The sequence below is a fragment of the Streptomyces sp. PSU-S4-23 genome, assembly GCF_055632315.1.
This window is the reverse complement of sequence record NZ_JBVMUU010000002.1, coordinates 3567929-3585810: the sequence shown is the minus strand read 5'-3', so window position 1 is coordinate 3585810 and position 17882 is coordinate 3567929. Positions and strand designations below refer to the sequence as shown.

At 72.9% G+C, this 17882-nt stretch carries 10 protein-coding genes; 7 read left to right on the top strand and 3 right to left on the bottom strand.

What is annotated here, in order from left to right:
• The first annotated feature begins 88 nt into the window (after positions 1-88).
• From ACZ79I_RS16410 to ACZ79I_RS16400, 3 genes are all read left to right on the top strand, one after another.
• Complete coding sequence (locus ACZ79I_RS16410; protein ID WP_471498148.1) at positions 89-1108, top strand: SMI1/KNR4 family protein; 1020 nt, start codon at positions 89-91, stop codon at positions 1106-1108.
• Between the two features lie 9 nt (positions 1109-1117).
• The gene (locus tag ACZ79I_RS16405; RefSeq protein WP_471498147.1) at positions 1118-4024 is read left to right on the top strand and encodes an SUKH-4 family immunity protein; all 2907 of its coding nucleotides are present in this window, start codon (positions 1118-1120) and stop codon (positions 4022-4024) included.
• Positions 4025-4245: 221 nt separating this feature from the next.
• Positions 4246-5130 carry a DivIVA domain-containing protein gene (locus ACZ79I_RS16400; protein ID WP_471498145.1) on the top strand — a complete coding sequence of 295 codons (885 nt, stop codon included), beginning with the start codon at positions 4246-4248 and terminating at the stop codon, positions 5128-5130.
• Between the two features lie 24 nt (positions 5131-5154).
• Here the strand turns inward: ACZ79I_RS16400 and ACZ79I_RS16395 are convergent, their stop codons facing one another.
• The 3 genes from ACZ79I_RS16395 to ACZ79I_RS16385 all read right to left on the bottom strand — a co-directional run bounded on the left by ACZ79I_RS16395 (position 5155) and on the right by ACZ79I_RS16385 (position 9065).
• On the bottom strand, positions 5155-6792 hold the full coding sequence (locus ACZ79I_RS16395) for a sodium/solute symporter (RefSeq protein WP_471498144.1): 1638 nt from the start codon (positions 6790-6792) through the stop codon (positions 5155-5157).
• Complete coding sequence (locus ACZ79I_RS16390) at positions 6789-7307, bottom strand: DUF485 domain-containing protein (protein ID WP_471498142.1); 519 nt, start codon at positions 7305-7307, stop codon at positions 6789-6791. The genes ACZ79I_RS16395 and ACZ79I_RS16390 overlap by 4 nt, the downstream gene beginning before the upstream one ends.
• A 264-nt stretch (positions 7308-7571) precedes the next feature.
• On the bottom strand, positions 7572-9065 hold the full coding sequence (locus ACZ79I_RS16385) for an MFS transporter (RefSeq protein WP_471498141.1): 1494 nt from the start codon (positions 9063-9065) through the stop codon (positions 7572-7574).
• A 443-nt stretch (positions 9066-9508) separates the two neighbouring features.
• On the opposite strand from ACZ79I_RS16385, the gene ACZ79I_RS16380 reads away from it, so the two are divergent.
• The 4 genes from ACZ79I_RS16380 to ACZ79I_RS16365 all read left to right on the top strand — a co-directional run bounded on the left by ACZ79I_RS16380 (position 9509) and on the right by ACZ79I_RS16365 (position 17850).
• Positions 9509-10297 carry an ABC transporter ATP-binding protein gene (locus ACZ79I_RS16380; RefSeq protein WP_471498140.1) on the top strand — a complete coding sequence of 263 codons (789 nt, stop codon included), beginning with the start codon at positions 9509-9511 and terminating at the stop codon, positions 10295-10297.
• A complete protein-coding gene (locus ACZ79I_RS16375; RefSeq protein WP_471498139.1) occupies positions 10294-12873 on the top strand; it encodes an ABC transporter permease in 2580 nt (859 codons plus the stop codon). The genes ACZ79I_RS16380 and ACZ79I_RS16375 overlap by 4 nt, the downstream gene beginning before the upstream one ends.
• A gap of 360 nt (positions 12874-13233) precedes the next feature.
• On the top strand, positions 13234-16830 hold the full coding sequence (gene mfd, locus ACZ79I_RS16370; RefSeq protein WP_471498137.1) for a transcription-repair coupling factor: 3597 nt from the start codon (positions 13234-13236) through the stop codon (positions 16828-16830).
• Positions 16831-17052: 222 nt separating this feature from the next.
• Entirely contained in the window at positions 17053-17850 is a 798-nt protein-coding gene (locus tag ACZ79I_RS16365; protein ID WP_471498136.1) for an HNH endonuclease family protein, read from the top strand.
• The last annotated feature ends 32 nt before the right edge of the window (positions 17851-17882 follow it).

Genomic DNA, 17882 nt, shown 5'->3' with positions numbered 1-17882 from the left:
GACCGGTGTCGTCGTACCGCATAGGCTGTTCGGCATCCGCGATTCATCGCCGTACAGGCCAGACAGAACGCCGCAGGGGGCAACCGCCATGACGACAGGTCGGCTCGGGCTGGGGGCACCTCCCGGCCGCCAGGCCGGGGGACACGCCGCGCCGCCGAACGCGGCCTACGCGGGGCAGGTCGTGCACTTTCCGGATCCGGTCCGGGCCGCCCGTCACCCGAGAGGGGTAAGGGTGGACGAGTACGGCTACCCGGACTTCTCGCCGTACGCCCGTGCGGCGGCGGAGATCGCCGAGCCGCCGGAGGGTTTCGGCGTGGACGAGTTGCGGCTGACGGACTACGTGTCGGCGAACGCGGCGCTCGCGGCGTCGGGGCACGATCTGTGGGAGACGATCCCCGCGGTGGCGACCCCGCACGGCTGGACGTGGCACCACGTCCGGGGGACGCGCCGTCTGGAGCTGATTCCGGTCGAGGTGAAGGCGCTGCTGCGGCATCACGGCGGGATCGCGACGGCGAACGTCGATCAGAACAAGCGGGGCACGCGCCCGTTGCAGGAGACGCGGCCGGCGCATTTCGGGCTGCCGCGGTCGTCGGTGGCGGTGACCGAGCAGCAGGTGCTGGGCGTCGAGGAGGAGCTGGGGTACCGGTTGCCGGGTGCCTACCGCTCGTTCCTGAAGGCGGCCGGCGGTTGTGCGCCGGTGGGCGCGGCGCTCGACGCCGAGCTGGGGCTGCTGGTCGACCAGCCGTTCTTCACGGTGCGCGACGAGGCGGCGGTCAACGACCTCGTGTATGTGAACAAGTGCCTGCGTGACCATCTGACGAAGGATTACCTGGGGGTCGGTTTCGTGCAGGGCGGTCTGCTGGCCGTGAAGGTGAAGGGCGAGCGGGCCGGTTCGGTGTGGTTCTGCGCGTACGACGACGTGCGGGACGTGGATGCGTCATGGGCGCCGGCGGACCGTGTGGCACGGCTTCTCCTGCCGTGCGGTGAGGACTTCGACCGGTTCCTGTCCCGGCTCGCGGGCAATCCGCCGGAGTTGGAGACGGTGGCGAACCTGATGGTGGACGGCGGGTTCGCGCGTGCGGTGCCCGTGCCGTCGGCGGGGGAGTGAGGTCGGGCGATGGTGACGTTCGCGCAGGCGCAGGAGCGCGCGGAAGAGTGGATCAACGGTGATGTGCCGTCGTACCAGCATCGTGAGGTGCGGGTGCGGGAGTTCGAGCTCGGGTTCGTGGTGTGGGCGGAGGACCGGGCGGAGGGGCCGAGGTCCGACGGGGGCGCGCAGCGGCTCGTCATCGCCCGCGACAGCGGTGAGGCGACGCTGTGGCCCGGGCTGCCGGTGGGTGAGGTCATCCGCCGGTACGAGGAGGAGTACGGGGTGAAGGACGCGGCGGCGCAGCCCGCGCCGGCGGCTCCGGCCCGGGTCGATCTGAACCAGACGTCGTTCCTGCTGAGTCCGCCGGAGTGGCTCCAGGACGCGGCGGACAGGATGGGCATCCCGGATCGCCGGCGGGAGGCCGGGGCGCCGTCGTCCGGGGCCTCTTCCGGGGCCTCTTCGGGGGCGGTCTCCGGGGCGCCGGGCGGTGCCGGTTCGCGTCCGGCGGGCGCCGCCGCAGCCGGGGACCCGCCGGCCGCGGCGGCGTCCGCGGCGCCTTCGGGCGGTGCGGGATCGGCGGCGGGTACGCCGTGGCCGGCCGCCGGGGCCGGCGAGGAGGCGCGGGACGCGCTGCCGGGTGCGCCCGCGGGGGCGACGCCCTGGGCGGGGACCGACACCAACGCCGAGGCGGGCGAGGACCGTTCGGTGCCGCTGCCGGCGACGGTGTTCGCGCCGCCGCTGAGTGGTGCCGACGCCGCCGACGGCTCGCCGCCGCCCGCGTCGCCACCGGACGCGAAGACCGCGCTGATGGCGGGCGGCAGCCAGTTGCCGCGCACGACGGTGGCTCCGGTGCTGGACGGGCAGGGTGCGCCGGGTGCCCCGGGGACGCCGCCGGGCGGTGTGCCGGGCGCGGCCGCCGCCCCGGGTGGGCCGCAGGCGCCGGGCGTCCCGGGTGCTCCGCCTCCGGGCGCCCCCTCGTACGGCTATCCGCAGGGTTCCGTGGGCGGTCCCGGTACGCCCGTGCCGGGTGCGCCGCAGGCTCCGGGTGGGCCCGGCCCGGCGCAGCCCCCGGCCGGTTCGCCGGTGCCCGGGCAGCGGCTCGCCCCGAACGCCGGGGACATCGCCGACGCCGCGACCAGCAAGGCGGCGCCTCCGCGGGGCGTGCAGGCCGGTGGCGTGCCGCATCCGCCGGGTGCGCCCGGTGTGCCCGGGGCGCGTCCGGGTGCGGCGCCGCCGCCGTCCGCGCCGGGTGCTCCGGGTGCTCCGGCGGGCGGCTATGTGCCCACGCAGCTCGTCTCGCAGCTCGGCCCGGACGGACCCGAGGCCGCGGCGGGCCCGGGCACGCCCCCGCCGGGTGCGCCGCAGCCGCCGGGGCCTCCTGGTGTTCCCGGAGCCCCGGGTCAGCCGGGTCCGGGTGCGCCGCAGCCGCCGGCCGGTGGGGGGACGCCGCCGGGTGGTGTGCACCATGCGGCCACGATGCTCGCGGGTCCGGCGGTCGGGGGTCCGGGTGCGCCGCAGCCGCCGGGCCCGCCCGGTGCTCCCGGCGTCCCGGGTGCGCCGCAGCCGCCGGGGCCTCCTGGTGTTCCCGGAGCCCCGGGTCAGCCGGGTCCGGGTGCGCCGCAGCCGCCGGCCGGTGGGGGGACGCCGCCGGGTGGTGTGCACCATGCGGCCACGATGCTCGCGGGTCCGGCGGTCGGCGGCCCCGGTGCCCCGCAGCCGCCGGGTGCCCCGGGCGCTCCCGGTGCCCCGGGTGCTCCCGCCGGCCCCGGTGCCGTGCACCACGCCGAGACCATGCTGGCCGGGCCGGCGGTCGGCGGCCCGGGCGCGCCCCCGCCGCCCCCGCCGCCCCCGGGTGCTCCGGGCATGCCGCCCGGTGCCCCGCAGCCGGTGCCGGGACAGCCGGTGCCGGGACAGCCGATGCCCGGTCAGCAGCCGTCGTACGGCTATCCGCCGCAGGGCCGGCCGACGGTCGGCCCGGGCTACCAGGCCGTGCTGCGCTACCGCGCGCAGGACGGTTCGGAGCAGCAGCTCATCCGGCGTTCGGCGCCGGGCACCCCGCACCCGGAGTGGCAGATCTTCCACGAGCTGCGCGCGATGAACGTCCCGCCGGACCAGGTGCTGGAGCTGCACACGGAGCTGGAGTCGTGCGAACTGCCGGGTGCGTACTGTGCGCGGATGATCCGGGAGAACTGGCCGCAGGCGCGGATCACCAGCATCGCCCCGTACGGCACCGACCATGCCTCACGCCAGCAGGGCATGCAGCAACTGCTCGCGCATCAGGGCGAGTTGCACCAGGTGGCGGACGGTCCGGCGCGGCCGGGGCCGGTGCGCGCGCCGCTGCAGCCGGTGCAGCCGGTGCCTCCGGTGCCGCCGGAGGCCGTCGCCCAGGAGCTGGCGGCCGCCTTCGGGCCGGGTGTCTTCCGGTTCGACCAGGCCGCGGTCTCCCGGCAGGGCGTGCCGCCGATCGTGGCGCACACCCTGGTGGTGGCCGGTCTGCCCCTCGACATGGGCCCGTTCTTCTGGGCGCAGGCACAGCCGGGCCGTCCGGTGCCGACGCTGGCCGAGCTGGCGCAGGAGCGGGGGGTGCAGCCGGCCGCGGACGCGGGCTCGTACCTGGTCATGGGCAGCGACTTCGGCAAGGCGATCTGTGTGCAGTACGGCACGGCGCACATCGTCGCGGTGCCCGTGGAGGCCGGCCCGGGCGGCGCTCCGGTGCCGCCGCAGTTCGTGAACACGGGGCTGCCCGAGTTCGTGCGCTGTCTGGCGCTGCTCGGCCGGATGTGGCGGCTGCGGTACGGGCTCAACCAGGAGCAGGCGGGACGCTGGACCGTCGACTTCCAGGCCCAGCTGGCCTCCCTGGACCCGGCGGCGCTCGGCTCTCCGGAGAGCTGGTGGTCGGTGCTGCTGGAGCAGATGTGGGACGGGTTGCTGTGACACGTCGTTCCTGACGGTCTCCTGCGGTCCTGACGGTTCCTCACGGGGCAGGGCCCGGTCGTACGGCTTCGTACGACCGGGCCCTGCCCCCTTTTCAGGTGGTGTCCGGCGAGATCCGTTGCTTATGTGCGGAGTGTCGCGTTATAAACGCTTCCGTCTGATCCATCAAGATGTGCGCGAAATCATTGGTTCGTGTGGGTCAGGTGGAGAGGGGTTCCACGATGAGCAGCGCATCGGAGCCGCCGTACGGCTTCGTGACCGTGCGCCGCGGCTACCGTCCCGACCAGGTCGAGGCGTACACCGCGGCCCTCTCGCGGGACCGTGACGCCGCCTGGGAGAGGGCCGCGCGGCTGACCGTCCTGGCGAAGGAGATGGAGGGCGACCTGGCGCGGCTGCGCGAGACCGTGGGGCAGCTGGGCCCGCAGACGTACGAGACCCTCGGCGACGGCGCCCGTCGGCTGTTCGACCTGGCGCAGGAGGAGGCCACCGCCGTACGGGAAGGGGCACGCGAGGAGGCGCAGCGCCTCGTCGCCGGGGCGGAGGACGAGGGACGGCGCCTGCTGGAGGCCGCGCAGGAGTACGCGCACGAGGTGCGCGCCGAGGCCGAGGAGCGGGTCCGTACCCGCCTGCTGGCGGCCCGGGCCGAGGCGGACGATCTGCGGGTCGCTGCGCGGCGCGAGGTGAAGGAGGGGCGCGGCGAGGCGCTGGCGGCGCTGCGCGAGATGCGGCAGCGCACCGAGGCGCTGCTCGCCGAGCAGGAGCGGGAGTACGCCGAGTGCTGGGAGGGCGAGGAGCGTGCCGAGGCCGAACGGGCCGCGGAGATCGACGCGTTGAGCGCGGACCGGGCGGTGCGCGCGGAGGCCGCCCTGGCGGAGGCCGAGCGCGCGTTCGCCGCGGCGGAGCAGTCGGCCGGGCAGATCGAGCTCGACGCGCAGGAGCGCGCCGCCGAGCTGATCGCCGAGGCGCGGGTGCGGGAGGACCGGATCGCCCGGGAGACGGAGCGGGTGCTGCGCGAGCACGGCGAGGAATGGGACTGCGTACAGGCCCAGATGGACCATGTGCGCAACAGCCTCGCCATGCTGACGGGCCGGGCCGCCGCCGACTAGGCCGCGGCCCGGGCGCGCTCCGGGTCAGCCGCTCCTGCGCACCGCCCCCGCCAGGATCCATCCCTCCACCGCCTCGTACTGCCGTCGCTGCTCGGCGGCCCGGCGGCGGCCGGAGGCGACCGTCCCCAGCCAGCCGTAGGCGAAGCCCAGCGGGATGGAGACGACACCGGTGGTGGTGAACGGGAACCAGTTGAAGTCGGCCTCGGGGAAGGCGGCGGTGGGCGAGCCGGAGACCAGGTTCGTGCCGGTCATCAGGACGAGGACGGTCACCGTGCCGCCGATCAGGGTGCACAGCAGGCCGGCCCGGGTGTAGCGGCGCCAGAAGAGGCCGTACACCAGGGCCGGCGCGATCGCGGACGCGCCCAGGCAGAACGACAGCGTCACCAGCGGCTGCAGGCTGTGGTGCTGGACGGCGGTGGCGAGCAGGATCGCCGGGACGCCCACCGCCAGGGCCGACACACGCGCCAGGATCATCTCGCGGCGCGGCGGCATCTCCTGCACACGGCCCGCGAACACGTCGTGGGCGAGGGAGTTGGCGCAGGCGAGGATCATGCCAGCCACCGAGGCGAGCAGGGTCAGGAAGATCGCCGTGGTGACCGCGGTGAACAGCACGGTCCCGGCGACGGACACCTCCGTCCCCAGGGCCGCCCGGGAGCCGAGCAGATAGGCCGTGTTGCCCTGCGGATCGGCCGCCGTCACCGTGGCGCGTCCCAGCAGGGCCGTCGCGCCGAACCCGATCACGGTGATGACCGGCACGAACACCGCGACCGCCGACACCGCCCAGGACATCGAGCGGCGCACCTGGCGGGCGCTGTTCGCGGTGTACATCCGCATGGTGACGTGCGGCAGGCAGGCGGCGCCGAGCACCACCGTCAGCTCCGAGCTGATCATGTCCAGCCGGGGCATGGGGCTGTTCGCGAACTCCAGGCCCGAGTGCAGGAAGGCGGGCCCCACCCCGCTGTTCCCGGCGGCGGCCGCCAACAGCGCACCCGGGTCCCAGTGGAAGCGGTGCAGGATCAGCGCGGCCACCACGGTGCCGGAGCCGAGCAGCGTCACGATCTTCAGGATCTGGATGAGCGCGGTGCCCTTCATACCGCCGATCGCCGCGTAGCTGATCATCAGGGCGCCGAGGCCGACGACGCAGCCGGTCTTCAGGGAGTCGTTGGTGAAGCCGAGGATGTACGCCACCACATCGCCGGTTCCGGCCAGTTGGACGACCATGAGGGGCAGCAGCGCGGCGATGGCCGCGGCGCACGCGGCGATGCGCACCGCCCGTCCCGGCATCCGGCGTGCCAGTGCGTCGCCCATGGTGAACCGGCCCGCGTTGCGGAGGGGTTCGGCCAGCAGGAACATCAGCAGCATCAGCGACAGGGCCGTGCTCAGCGCGAGGACGACACCGTCGTACCCGGTGAGCGCGATGACCCCGCCGGTGCCGAGCACGGTCGCCGCGGAGATGTAGTCGCCGGCGATGGCGAGGCCGTTGCGCATCGGGGACAGGGAGCCGTAGCCGGTGTAGAACTCCTCGATGTCGTCGCGTTCGGGCCCGGTCATCACGCACAGCAGGAGCGTGATGGTGGCGACCGCGCTGAACGCGACGAGCGACATGGCGTGCGTGGAACTGCTGAATCCGATGACCTTCCCGGCCCCGGGCGGTGTGCTCATCGCGCCGCCTCCCGTCTGGCGTCCAGGGTGGCCTGGGTGCGGATGCGGCCGGCGATGGGGTCCACCGTGCGGCGTGCCGTGTACTCGTACAGGCCGATCGCCAGGCAGGTGACGGGGACCTGGAGCAGTCCGAGCAGCAGGCCCGTGGTCAGGCCGCCGGAGACGGTGCCGGTCATGAAGGCCGGCGCGAACGCGGACAGGGCGAGGAAGACGGTGAAGTAGCCGAGCGCCGTGAGGGTGGCCACGCGCCGCTGCCACCGGTAGGCGCTGCGCAGCAGCCGCAGGTCGCTGTGGTGCCCGAGCGGTGGGTGGCGCGGCAGGCGCCGCCTGGGCGGCCGGGGAGGCGGCGGCTGCCAGGGATAGGTCGGATAGGTGGGATGGGCCGGATGGGTCGGGTAGGTCGGGTAGGTCGGATACGACGGCGACGAGTTGTGGGGGGCCGGATACTCGGGGGACGAGTTGTGGGGGGCCGGATACCCGGGGGACGAGTGCGGGGGGCGGAACGCGTCGGACATCCCGGTTCTCCTTGCGTGGCTCGGGTCCGTCGGGCGGACCGCAGGGAGCGGGGGGTGAGCGACGCGCACGCTACTCGTGGCGGTCCGGGTCGCGTGGGCTTTTCGCCAAACTGGACGGTCGGTATGCGCTTACCGGCCGACCGCCGTCCACGTCCGGCCGTCGCCGGTGCCGCAGCGCCGCAGCGCCGCAGCGCCGCAGCGCCGCAGCGCCGCAGCGCCGCAGCGCCGCAGCGCCGCAGCGCCGCAGCGCTCTGCGCCGTGCCCCTACTCCTTGAGCACCGGGAAGCGGCGCGGTGCCACGGCCAGCAGGACCAGGAACGCGAGGGCCGCCGCGAAGGACGCGCCCAGGTAGACCGCGTGGACGGCGGACGCGATCGCCCGGCGGGTCGTGTCGGGGGCGGTGCCCTGGTCCAGTGCCCGCGTCACCGCGTCCAGGTCGCCCGCGCCGCCCAGCCGGGACGCCAGGACGCCGTTGGCGACCGCGCCGAACACCGACGCCCCGACGGTCTGGCCCGTCTGACGGCAGAACAGCACGGACGCCGTCGTCGTGCCGCGCTCCGCCCAGCCGACCGTCGACTGCACGCCCACGATCAGCGGGAGCTGGAAGAGGCCCAGCGCGCCGCCGAGCAGCAGCATCAGGAGGGTCGGCTGCCATGCCTGTCCCGGGTAGGGCAGGAACGGGAACGCCAGCAGGATCAGCGCCGCGGTGCCGATGCCGAGCATCGCGGTGGAGCGGAAGCCGATGCGCCGGTACACGTGCTGGCTGAGCGCCGCCGACACCGGCCAGCTCAGGGTCCACACGGAGAGCACGAACCCGGCGGCGACCGGGGCGAGGCCGAGGACCGCCTGGGCGTACGTCGGCAGGAAGACCGACGGGGCCACCATCAGCAGTCCCAGCGCCCCGAGGGCCAGGTTGACCGCGGCGATCGTACGGCGCCGCCACACCCAGCCGGGGATGATCGGCTCCGCCGCCCGGCGCTCGACCGCCACCACCACGGCGACCAGCGCGAGTCCCGTGCCGAACAGCGCCATGGAGGGCGCGGAGAGCCAGGGCCAGGCCACGCCGCCCTGCACCAGCGCCGTCAGCAGGACGCCCCCGCAGGCGAACACCGCGAGCGCGCCCGCCCAGTCGATACGGGGACGGGGGTGCGCGGCTCGCTGCGGCTCGTGCAGATGGCGGGTGATCAGCCAGAGCGCGACCGCGCCGATCGGGAGGTTGATGAGGAAGATCCACCGCCAGTCCGCGTACGCCGCGAGCACTCCGCCCAGCGCCGGGCCGGCGATCGCGGACACCGCCCACACGGTCGACAGCTTGGACTGGATCTTCGGGCGCTCCTCCAGCGGATAGAGGTCGGCGGCCAGCGTCTGGACCGTGCCCTGGAGCGCCCCGCCGCCCAGGCCCTGCACGATGCGGAACGCGATCAGTGCGCCCATGTCCCAGGCGAGGGCGCACAGCAGTGAGCCGAGCAGGAACAGGGCCGCGCCCGCGATCAGCACCGGCTTGCGGCCCAGGGTGTCGGAGAGCTTGCCGTAGACGGGCAGGGTCACCGTCACCGCCAGCAGATAGCCCGAGAACAGCCAAGAGAAGACGGAGAAGCCGCCGAGGTCGCCGACGATCTGCGGTACGGCGGTCGACACGATGGTCGAGTCGAGCGCGGCCAGCGCCATCGCGAGCATCAGCGCCGCGACGACGGCACCGCGCCTGTCGGCACCGGCGCGCTGCGCAGGCGTGCGTGTCGCAGGTCTCGTGCCGCCCACCGGCGCCCTCCCTCACATGTGCCCGTCGCACGCAAGTTTCGCACTTGACCCTGACGCGACGGGAGGGTGGAGGCTGAGTGCGCCGGAGGGTGGAGCGAACCCTGAGAGTCGCTCCACCCTCCGGTGGACGGCCCCTAGGGGTACCTCCGTACGAGGTGTCGGGGAGGGTTCGTCCCGGGGGAGGACGAGAGGGGCCGGACCCGTTCCTTAGCCTGGCTTTACGCCGCTGGGGAGCGGCCGGGACGCACGGGGGTCGTGCCGGCCGGAGCGGAGGGGGTGGGGTTTACCCCAGCGGAAGACGGGGCCGGGCACCAGCGCGCCGGACCCCTCGCCGGCCCGAGACTCATGGAACGGGACGCCGCTGCGGTCCGGCCGCACGGGGCGGCCGTCAGCCGCAGACCGCTCACCACGCTTCATCACCGAACCGACATAGGAGACTTACCATGACATCGGCCGTGACCATTCCCAGGCACGGGGGCACTGGAGGGCGTACGGCCGTTGCCGCGCGGGCGCGCCAGGTCGTCAAGGCGTACGGGGCGGGGGAGACCCGCGTCGTCGCCCTCGACCACGTCGACGTGGACATCGCCCGCAGCCAGTTCACCGCCATCATGGGCCCCTCGGGGTCCGGCAAGTCCACGCTGATGCACTGCCTGGCCGGGCTCGACACCGTGACGGGCGGTCAGATCTTCCTGGACGAGACCGAGATCACCGGCCTGAAGGACAAGAAGCTCACACAGCTGCGCAGGGACCGGATCGGTTTCATCTTCCAGGCGTTCAACCTGCTGCCGACGCTGAACGCGATCGAGAACATCACGCTGCCCATGGACATAGCGGGCCGCAAGCCGGACCGCGCCTGGCTGGAGCAGGTCGTGGAGACCGTCGGCCTGGCCGAGCGGCTCAAGCACCGTCCCACCCAGCTCTCCGGCGGTCAGCAGCAGCGCGTGGCGGTGGCCCGGGCGCTGGCAGCCCGCCCCGAGATCATCTTCGGTGACGAGCCGACCGGGAACCTCGACTCGCGGGCCGGTGCCGAGGTGCTGGGCTTCCTGCGCCGCTCCGTCGACGACCTGGGCCAGACCATCGTGATGGTCACGCACGACCCGGTCGCCGCCTCGTACGCCGACCGCGTGCTGTATCTGGCCGACGGCCGGATCGTCGACGAGATGCACCAGCCCACCGCGGACCAGGTCCTGGACCGTATGAAGGACTTCGACGCCCGGGGGCGCACGTCATGACCGTCCTGAAGACCTCGATGCGCAACTTCTTCGCGCACAAGGGACGCATGGCCCTGTCGGCGATCGCGGTGCTGCTGTCGGTGGCCTTCGTGTGCGGCACGCTGGTGTTCACCGACACCATGAACACGACGTTCGACAAGCTGTTCGCGGCGACGTCGTCGGACGTCACCGTCAGCGCGAAGGGCGCCTCCGACAGCGGTGAGACGACCTCCGGCAACGGCAGGCCGCCGGTGATGCCGGCCTCCGTGCTCGGCGAGGTCCGCCGGGCACAGGGAGTGCGGTCGGCCGAGGGGACGGTGTTCTCCACGTCCGTGACCGTCGTCGACGCCGGCAAGAACAACCTGTCCCCCAAGAGCGGCGCCCCGACCATCGTCGGCAGCTGGAACGGCAACGACGCCCGCACCATGAAGATCAGCTCCGGTGCGGCGCCCGAGGGACCGGACCAGATCATGGTCGACGCGGACACCGCCAAGAAGCACCACCTGAAGCTCGGGGACGGGATCGGTGTGATCAGCGCGGTCGGCACGCACCGGGCGAAGGTCTCCGGGATCGCCGACTTCACCGTCACCAACCCCGGAGCCGCGATCTTCTACCTGGACACCGCGACCGCCCAGGAGACCCTCGTCGGGCGCACCGGCGTCTACACGAACATCAACGTCACGGCGGACCAGGGCGTCAGCGACGCGCAGCTGAAGAAGAACGTGGTGGCCGAGCTCGGCGGCGCCTACAAGGTGCAGACCGCCAAGGAGATCGCGGACGCCAACCAGAAGGACGTCGAGAGCTTCCTGAGTGTCATGAAGTACGCGATGCTCGGGTTCGCCGGGATCGCCTTCCTCGTCGGCATCTTCCTCATCATCAACACCTTCTCGATGCTGGTCGCCCAGCGGACCCGGGAGATCGGCCTGATGCGGGCGATCGGCTCCTCCCGCGGGCAGGTCAACCGGTCGGTGCTCGCCGAGGCGCTGCTGCTCGGCGTGTTCGGGTCCGTGCTCGGCGTCGGCGCGGGCGTCGGCATCGCCGTCGGACTGATGAAGCTCATGGGCTCGATGGGCATGCACCTGTCGACCGACGACCTGACGGTCGCCTGGACGACCCCGGTCGTCGGGCTCGCCCTGGGCGTGGTCGTCACGGTCCTGTCCGCGTACCTGCCGGCCCGGCGTGCGGGCAAGGTCTCCCCGATGGCCGCGCTGCGCGACGCGGGGGCCCCGGCCGACGCGAAGGCGGGCCGGATACGGGCCGTGACGGGCCTGGTCCTCACCGCCGCCGGCGGCTGCGGCCTCTACCTCGCCGCGAACGCGGGCAAGGCCGCCCAGGGCTCGCTGTGGCTCGGCGCGGGCGTGGTGCTGACCCTCATCGGTTTCGTGGTGATCGGCCCGCTGCTCGCCTCCGGCCTGGTCCGGGTGCTCGGCACGGTCGTCCTGCGGATCTTCGGCCCGGTCGGGCGGATGGCCGAGCGCAACGCCCTGCGCAACCCCCGCCGTACCGGCGCGACCGGTGCCGCCCTGATGATCGGCCTCGCGCTGGTGGCATGCCTGTCGGTGGTCGGCTCCTCCATGGTGGCCTCCGCGACCGACCAGCTCGACAAGACCGTCGGCACGGACTTCATCATCCAGAGCGACAACGGGCAGCTGGTCACACCGCAGGCGGTCAAGGCCGTGAAGTCGACGCCGGGCCTCGAACGGGTCACGGAGTACAAGTGGACCCAGGCCGACTTCACCACGCCCGACGGCAAGACGCTCAAGGACACCGCGATCACGGCGGCCGACCCCACCTACGCGACCGATCTGCGCACGAAGACGGTCTCCGGGAAGCTCGCGGACGCCTACAGGCCCGACTCGATGTCCGTCCACGAGAAGTTCGCCAAGGACCACCGCATCCACCTCGGCTCCCGGATCGCCGTCGCCTTCAAGGACGGCTCCCGGGCGGAGCTGACGGTGCGCGCGATCACCAGTGACGACGTCGTGATCGACAAGGGCGCGATGTACACGTCGATCTCGACGCTCGCCAGGTATGTGCCCGCCGACAGGATGCCGCTCGACCAGCTGGTCTTCGCCACCGCCAAGGACGGGCAGCAGAAGCCGGCGTACACGGCGCTGAAGTCGGCGCTGCACGACTACCCGCAGTACACCGTCCGCGACCAGACCGACTACAAGCAGGCGCTGAAGGACCAGATCGGCCAGCTGCTGAACATGATCTACGGCCTGCTGGCCCTGGCGATCATCGTCGCGATCCTCGGCGTGGTGAACACCCTGGCCCTGTCCGTGGTGGAGCGCACGCGGGAGATCGGCCTGATGAGGGCGATCGGCCTCTCGCGCCGCCAGCTGCGCCGCATGATCCGCCTGGAGTCGGTGGTGATCGCCCTCTTCGGCGCCCTGGTGGGCCTCGGTCTGGGCATGGGCTGGGGCGCGACGGCCCAGAAGCTCCTGGCCCTTCAGGGCCTGAAGGTCCTGGAGATCCCCTGGGGCACGATCACCGCGGTCTTCATCGGCTCCGCCTTCGTGGGCCTGCTCGCCGCCCTGATCCCGGCGTTCCGCGCGGGCCGGATGAACGTCTTGAACGCGATCGCAACCGAATGACCACCGGGTCACCCGGGCGCGGAGCACGGGTGACCCGGCGGACGGCCCGGCGGCAGGGAGCACCGGCTCCCGCCGCCGGGCACCGGCATGCCTCGCCCGCCGGGTGAAACCCGGGCACCGCGCAGCCGGACGGAGGCACTGTCAGCCGGTCCGGCGCTTGAGGACGAGGCCGTTCAGGCCGATGCGGGGGTCTGGGGGCCAAGCCCCCATGGCGGTCGCTCCACCCGGGTCCCGCCGACGCGGGCGTTGCCCACAGCCCCCGCCACACGCAGGCGCGGCGTCGTACGCTGGACAGCCCCGGCCCCCGAATCCCTCGCGGCCGGGTGTTCGTGTTGCCCACCCGGGACGGGATGCCCCTTCATGAGCCTGCACGGTCTGCTCGACGCCGTCGTCAAGGACGCCGCACTCGCGGAAGCGGTGAAGGCCGCCACCGACGGCAACCGGATGCACGTCGACCTGGTCGGCCCCGCGGCGGCGCGCCCCTTCGCCGTGGCCGCGCTGGCCCGCGACGCGGACCGGCCCGTCCTCGCGGTGACCGCGACGGGACGCGAGGCAGAGGACCTCGCCGGCGCGCTGCGGTCCCTGCTGCCGCCGGACGCGGTCGTGGAGTACCCGTCGTGGGAGACCCTCCCGCACGAGCGTCTGAGCCCGCGCAGCGACACCGTCGGCCGCCGCCTCGCCGTGCTCAGGCGCCTCGCCCACCCGACCCCGGACGACTCGGAGACCGGCCGGGTCTCCGTCGTCGTCGCTCCGGTCCGCTCGGTGCTCCAGCCCCAGGTCAAGGGCCTCGGCGACCTGGAGCCCGTCGCCCTGCGCACGGGCACGCAGGCGGATCTGGACGAGGTCGTGGACGCCCTGGCCGCCGCGGCGTACGCGCGGGTGGAGCTGGTCGAGAAGCGCGGCGAGTTCGCGGTGCGCGGCGGCATCCTGGACGTCTTCCCGCCCACCGAGGAACACCCCCTGCGCATCGAGTTCTGGGGCGACGACGTCGAGGAGATCCGCTACTTCAAGGTCGCCGACCAGCGTTCCCTGGAGGTCGCCGAGCACGGCCTGTGGGCGCCGCCGTGCCGTGAGCTGCTGCTCACGGACGATGTGCGCCGCCGGGCCGCCGCGCTCGCCGAGCTCCACCCCGAGCTGGGCGAGCTGCTGGGGAAGATCGCCGAGGGCATCGCCGTCGAGGGCATGGAGTCGCTGGCGCCGGTGCTGGTCGACGACATGGAGCTGCTCCTGGACGTGCTGCCCGCGGGGGCCATGGCGGTCGTGTGCGACCCGGAGCGCGTCCGCACCCGGGCGGCGGACCTGGTGGCGACGTCGCAGGAGTTCCTGCAGGCGTCCTGGGCGGCCACGGCAGAATCATGGCGCGCGGGCGAAGCCCGCTCCGTTGAGGGCGGCGGTGGGCGACGGGCGGGCGGAGGCGACGCGCCGATCGACGTCGGCGCGGCCTCCCTGTGGTCCCTCGCAGACGTCCGGGACCGGGCGCGCGAGCTGGGCATGATGTGGTGGTGTGTGTCGCCGTTCGCGGCCGACGACGACCTGGCCGCGGTGGACGGGGACACCCTCAAGCTCGGTATGCGCGCCCCCGAGACGTACCGCGGCGACACCGCCAAGGCACTCGCCGACACCAAGGGCTGGCTCGCCGACGGCTGGCGCACGGTCTTCGTGACGGAGGGCCACGGACCGGCGTCCCGCACGGTGGAGGTGCTGGGCGGCGAGGGCATCGCGGCCCGGCTCGACGTCGACCTCGGCCGGCTGTCCCCGTCGGTGGTGCACGTGGCGTGCGGCTCGATCGAGTACGGCTTCGTGGACCCGGCCCTCAAGCTCGCGGTCCTCACGGAGACCGACCTGTCCGGCCAGAAGGCGGCCGGACGCGACGGCGCCCGTATGCCGGCCCGCCGCCGCAAGACGATCGACCCGCTGACCCTGGAGCCGGGCGACTACATCGTGCACGAGCAGCACGGCGTGGGCCGCTACATCGAGATGGTGCAGCGCACGGTCCAGGGGGCGACCCGCGAGTACCTGGTGGTGGAGTACGCCCCGGCCAAGCGCGGCCAGCCCGGCGACCGGCTCTACATCCCGACGGACCAGCTCGAACAGATCACCAAGTACGTCGGCGGTGAGGCCCCGACCCTGCACCGCCTGGGCGGCGCCGACTGGACGAAGACGAAGGCGCGCGCGAAGAAGGCGGTCAAGGAGATCGCCGCCGACCTCATCAAGCTCTACTCGGCGCGCATGGCGGCCCCCGGCCACGCCTTCGGCCCGGACACGCCGTGGCAGCGCGAACTGGAGGACGCGTTCCCGTACGCGGAGACGCCCGACCAGCTCACCACGATCGCCGAGGTCAAGGACGACATGGAGAAGTCGGTCCCGATGGACCGCCTGGTCTGCGGCGACGTGGGCTACGGCAAGACGGAGATCGCGGTGCGGGCCGCCTTCAAGGCGGTGCAGGACGGCAAACAGGTCGCGGTCCTCGTCCCCACCACTCTGCTGGTGCAGCAGCACTTCGGCACGTTCGGCGAGCGCTACGCCCAGTTCCCTGTGAACGTGCGGGCGCTGTCGCGCTTCCAGACGGACACGGAGGCCAAGGCGGTCCTGGAGGGCCTGCGGGACGGCTCGGTGGACGTCGTCATCGGCACGCACCGGCTGTTCTCGGCGGAGACCAAGTTCAAGGACCTCGGCCTGGTCATCGTCGACGAGGAGCAGCGTTTCGGTGTCGAGCACAAGGAGCAGCTGAAGAAGCTGCGCGCGAACGTCGACGTCCTGACGATGTCCGCGACCCCGATCCCCAGAACCCTCGAAATGGCCGTGACCGGCATCCGCGAGATGTCCACGATCACCACGCCGCCGGAGGAGCGCCACCCGGTGCTGACCTTCGTCGGGCCGTACGAGGAGAAGCAGATCGGCGCCGCCATCCGCCGTGAACTGCTGCGCGAGGGCCAGGTCTTCTACATCCACAACCGGGTGGAGTCCATCGACCGGGCCGCGGCGCGGCTGCGCCAGATCGTCCCGGAGGCCCGTATCGCCACGGCCCACGGCCAGATGTCGGAGCAGACGCTGGAACAGGTGGTGGTCGACTTCTGGGAGAAGAAGTACGACGTCCTGGTCTCCACGACGATCGTGGAGTCGGGCATCGACATCTCGAACGCCAACACCCTCATCGTGGAGCGCGGCGACAACTTCGGCCTGTCCCAGCTGCACCAGCTCCGCGGACGCGTCGGCCGCGGCCGCGAGCGGGGCTACGCGTACTTCCTGTACCCGCCGGAGAAGCCGCTCACGGAGACCGCCCACGAGCGCCTGGCGACCATCGCCCAGCACACGGAGATGGGCGCGGGCATGTACGTCGCGATGAAGGACCTGGAGATCCGCGGCGCGGGCAACCTGCTCGGCGGTGAACAGTCCGGCCACATCGCGGGCGTGGGCTTCGACCTGTATGTGCGGATGGTCGGCGAGGCGGTCGCGGACTACCGGGCGTCCCTGGAGGGCGGCGTGGAGGAGGAGCCGCCTCTGGAGGTCAAGATCGAGCTCCCGGTCGACGCGCACGTCCCGCACGACTACGCGCCCGGCGAGCGACTGCGCCTGCAGGCGTACCGGGCGATCGCCTCCATCACCACGGAGGAGGACATCACCTCGGTGCGCGAGGAACTCGTCGACCGCTACGGCAAGCTCCCCGAGCCGGTCGAGAACCTCCTCCTCGTGGCGGGCCTGCGCATGCTCGCCCGGGCGTGCGGCGTCGGCGAGATCGTTCTGCAGGGCACCACCATCCGCTTCGCTCCGGTGGAGTTGAGGGAGTCGCAGGAACTGCGGGTCAAGCGGCTGTATCCGGGGACCGTCATCAAGCCGGCGGTGCGGCAGGTGCTGGTGCCGCGCCCCAAGACCGCGAAGGTGGGCGGAAAGCCGTTGGTGGGGCGGGAGTTGCTGGGGTGGGTCGGGGAGTTCCTGACGTCGGTCCTGGGCTCGTAGGCGCACGGCTGAGACATCTCACCTCCCGGGAACACGCCCGGCGCGCACCCGCTGCCCGCCGGGCGATGGTATGGACATGACCTCCCGGCGGCTACCGTGGGACCGGAACGCCCTTGCGGAGGGCGGCTCGATCGAGCGGTACGGGCAAGGGGAGGCGCGACGTGGTGCGTTCGAGGGGCGGGGTCACCGGGTTCTCGCGGCTCGGCGCGGGGGCGGTGCGTCATGCGGACTGAACGACGCGCCCGTCACCGTGAGGGGGTGCGGCGCGTTCTCGTGGCGTGCGCCGCGCTGCTCGGTACGGGGCTGCTGCTCACCGGCTGCGACGGTTCCGGCCTTCCGGGCACCGGCTCCCCGTCCGGCTCCGGTGTACCGGTGGACGACGGGCGGGCGGTGAGCCCGCTGGACAATCCGGACGGCACGAAGCCGGGTCTGGCGGCGATCGCCTCGGCGGCGGACAGGGCGAAGGCGCGCGCCCTCATCGAGAAGGTGGCCACGAAGGGACGCGGCCCCAAGACCGGCTATGACCGGGACGAGTTCGGCTACGCCTGGATGGATTCGGCCCCCGGCGGCATCCCCTTCTCCCACAACGGCTGCGACTCGCGCAACGATCTCCTGAAGCGCGACGGGGAGAAGGTCCGTTTCCGGGCCGGTTCGGACTGCGTCGTCATCTCCATGACGCTGCACGATCCCTACACCGGCAGGACGATCGAGTGGACGAAGTCCCGTGCCGCGAAGGTGCAGATCGACCATGTGATGCCGCTCTCGTACGACTGGCAGATGGGCGCCTCGCGCTGGACGAAGGGCAGGCGCGAGGACATCGCCAACGACCCGCTCAACCTGATCCCGGTGGACGGCCCCGCCAACGGCGCCAAGGGCGACTCCGGCCCCGCCGCCTGGCTGCCTCCGAACAGGCGGATCCGCTGCTCCTACGCGGTGCGCTTCGCCCAGGTGTCGCTGAAGTACGGCCTTCCCGTCACCGCCGCGGACAAGGCGACGATGCTGGGGCAGTGCGGCGGATGAGGGACGCCCGCGCGAATCCCCGCCGGCTGACG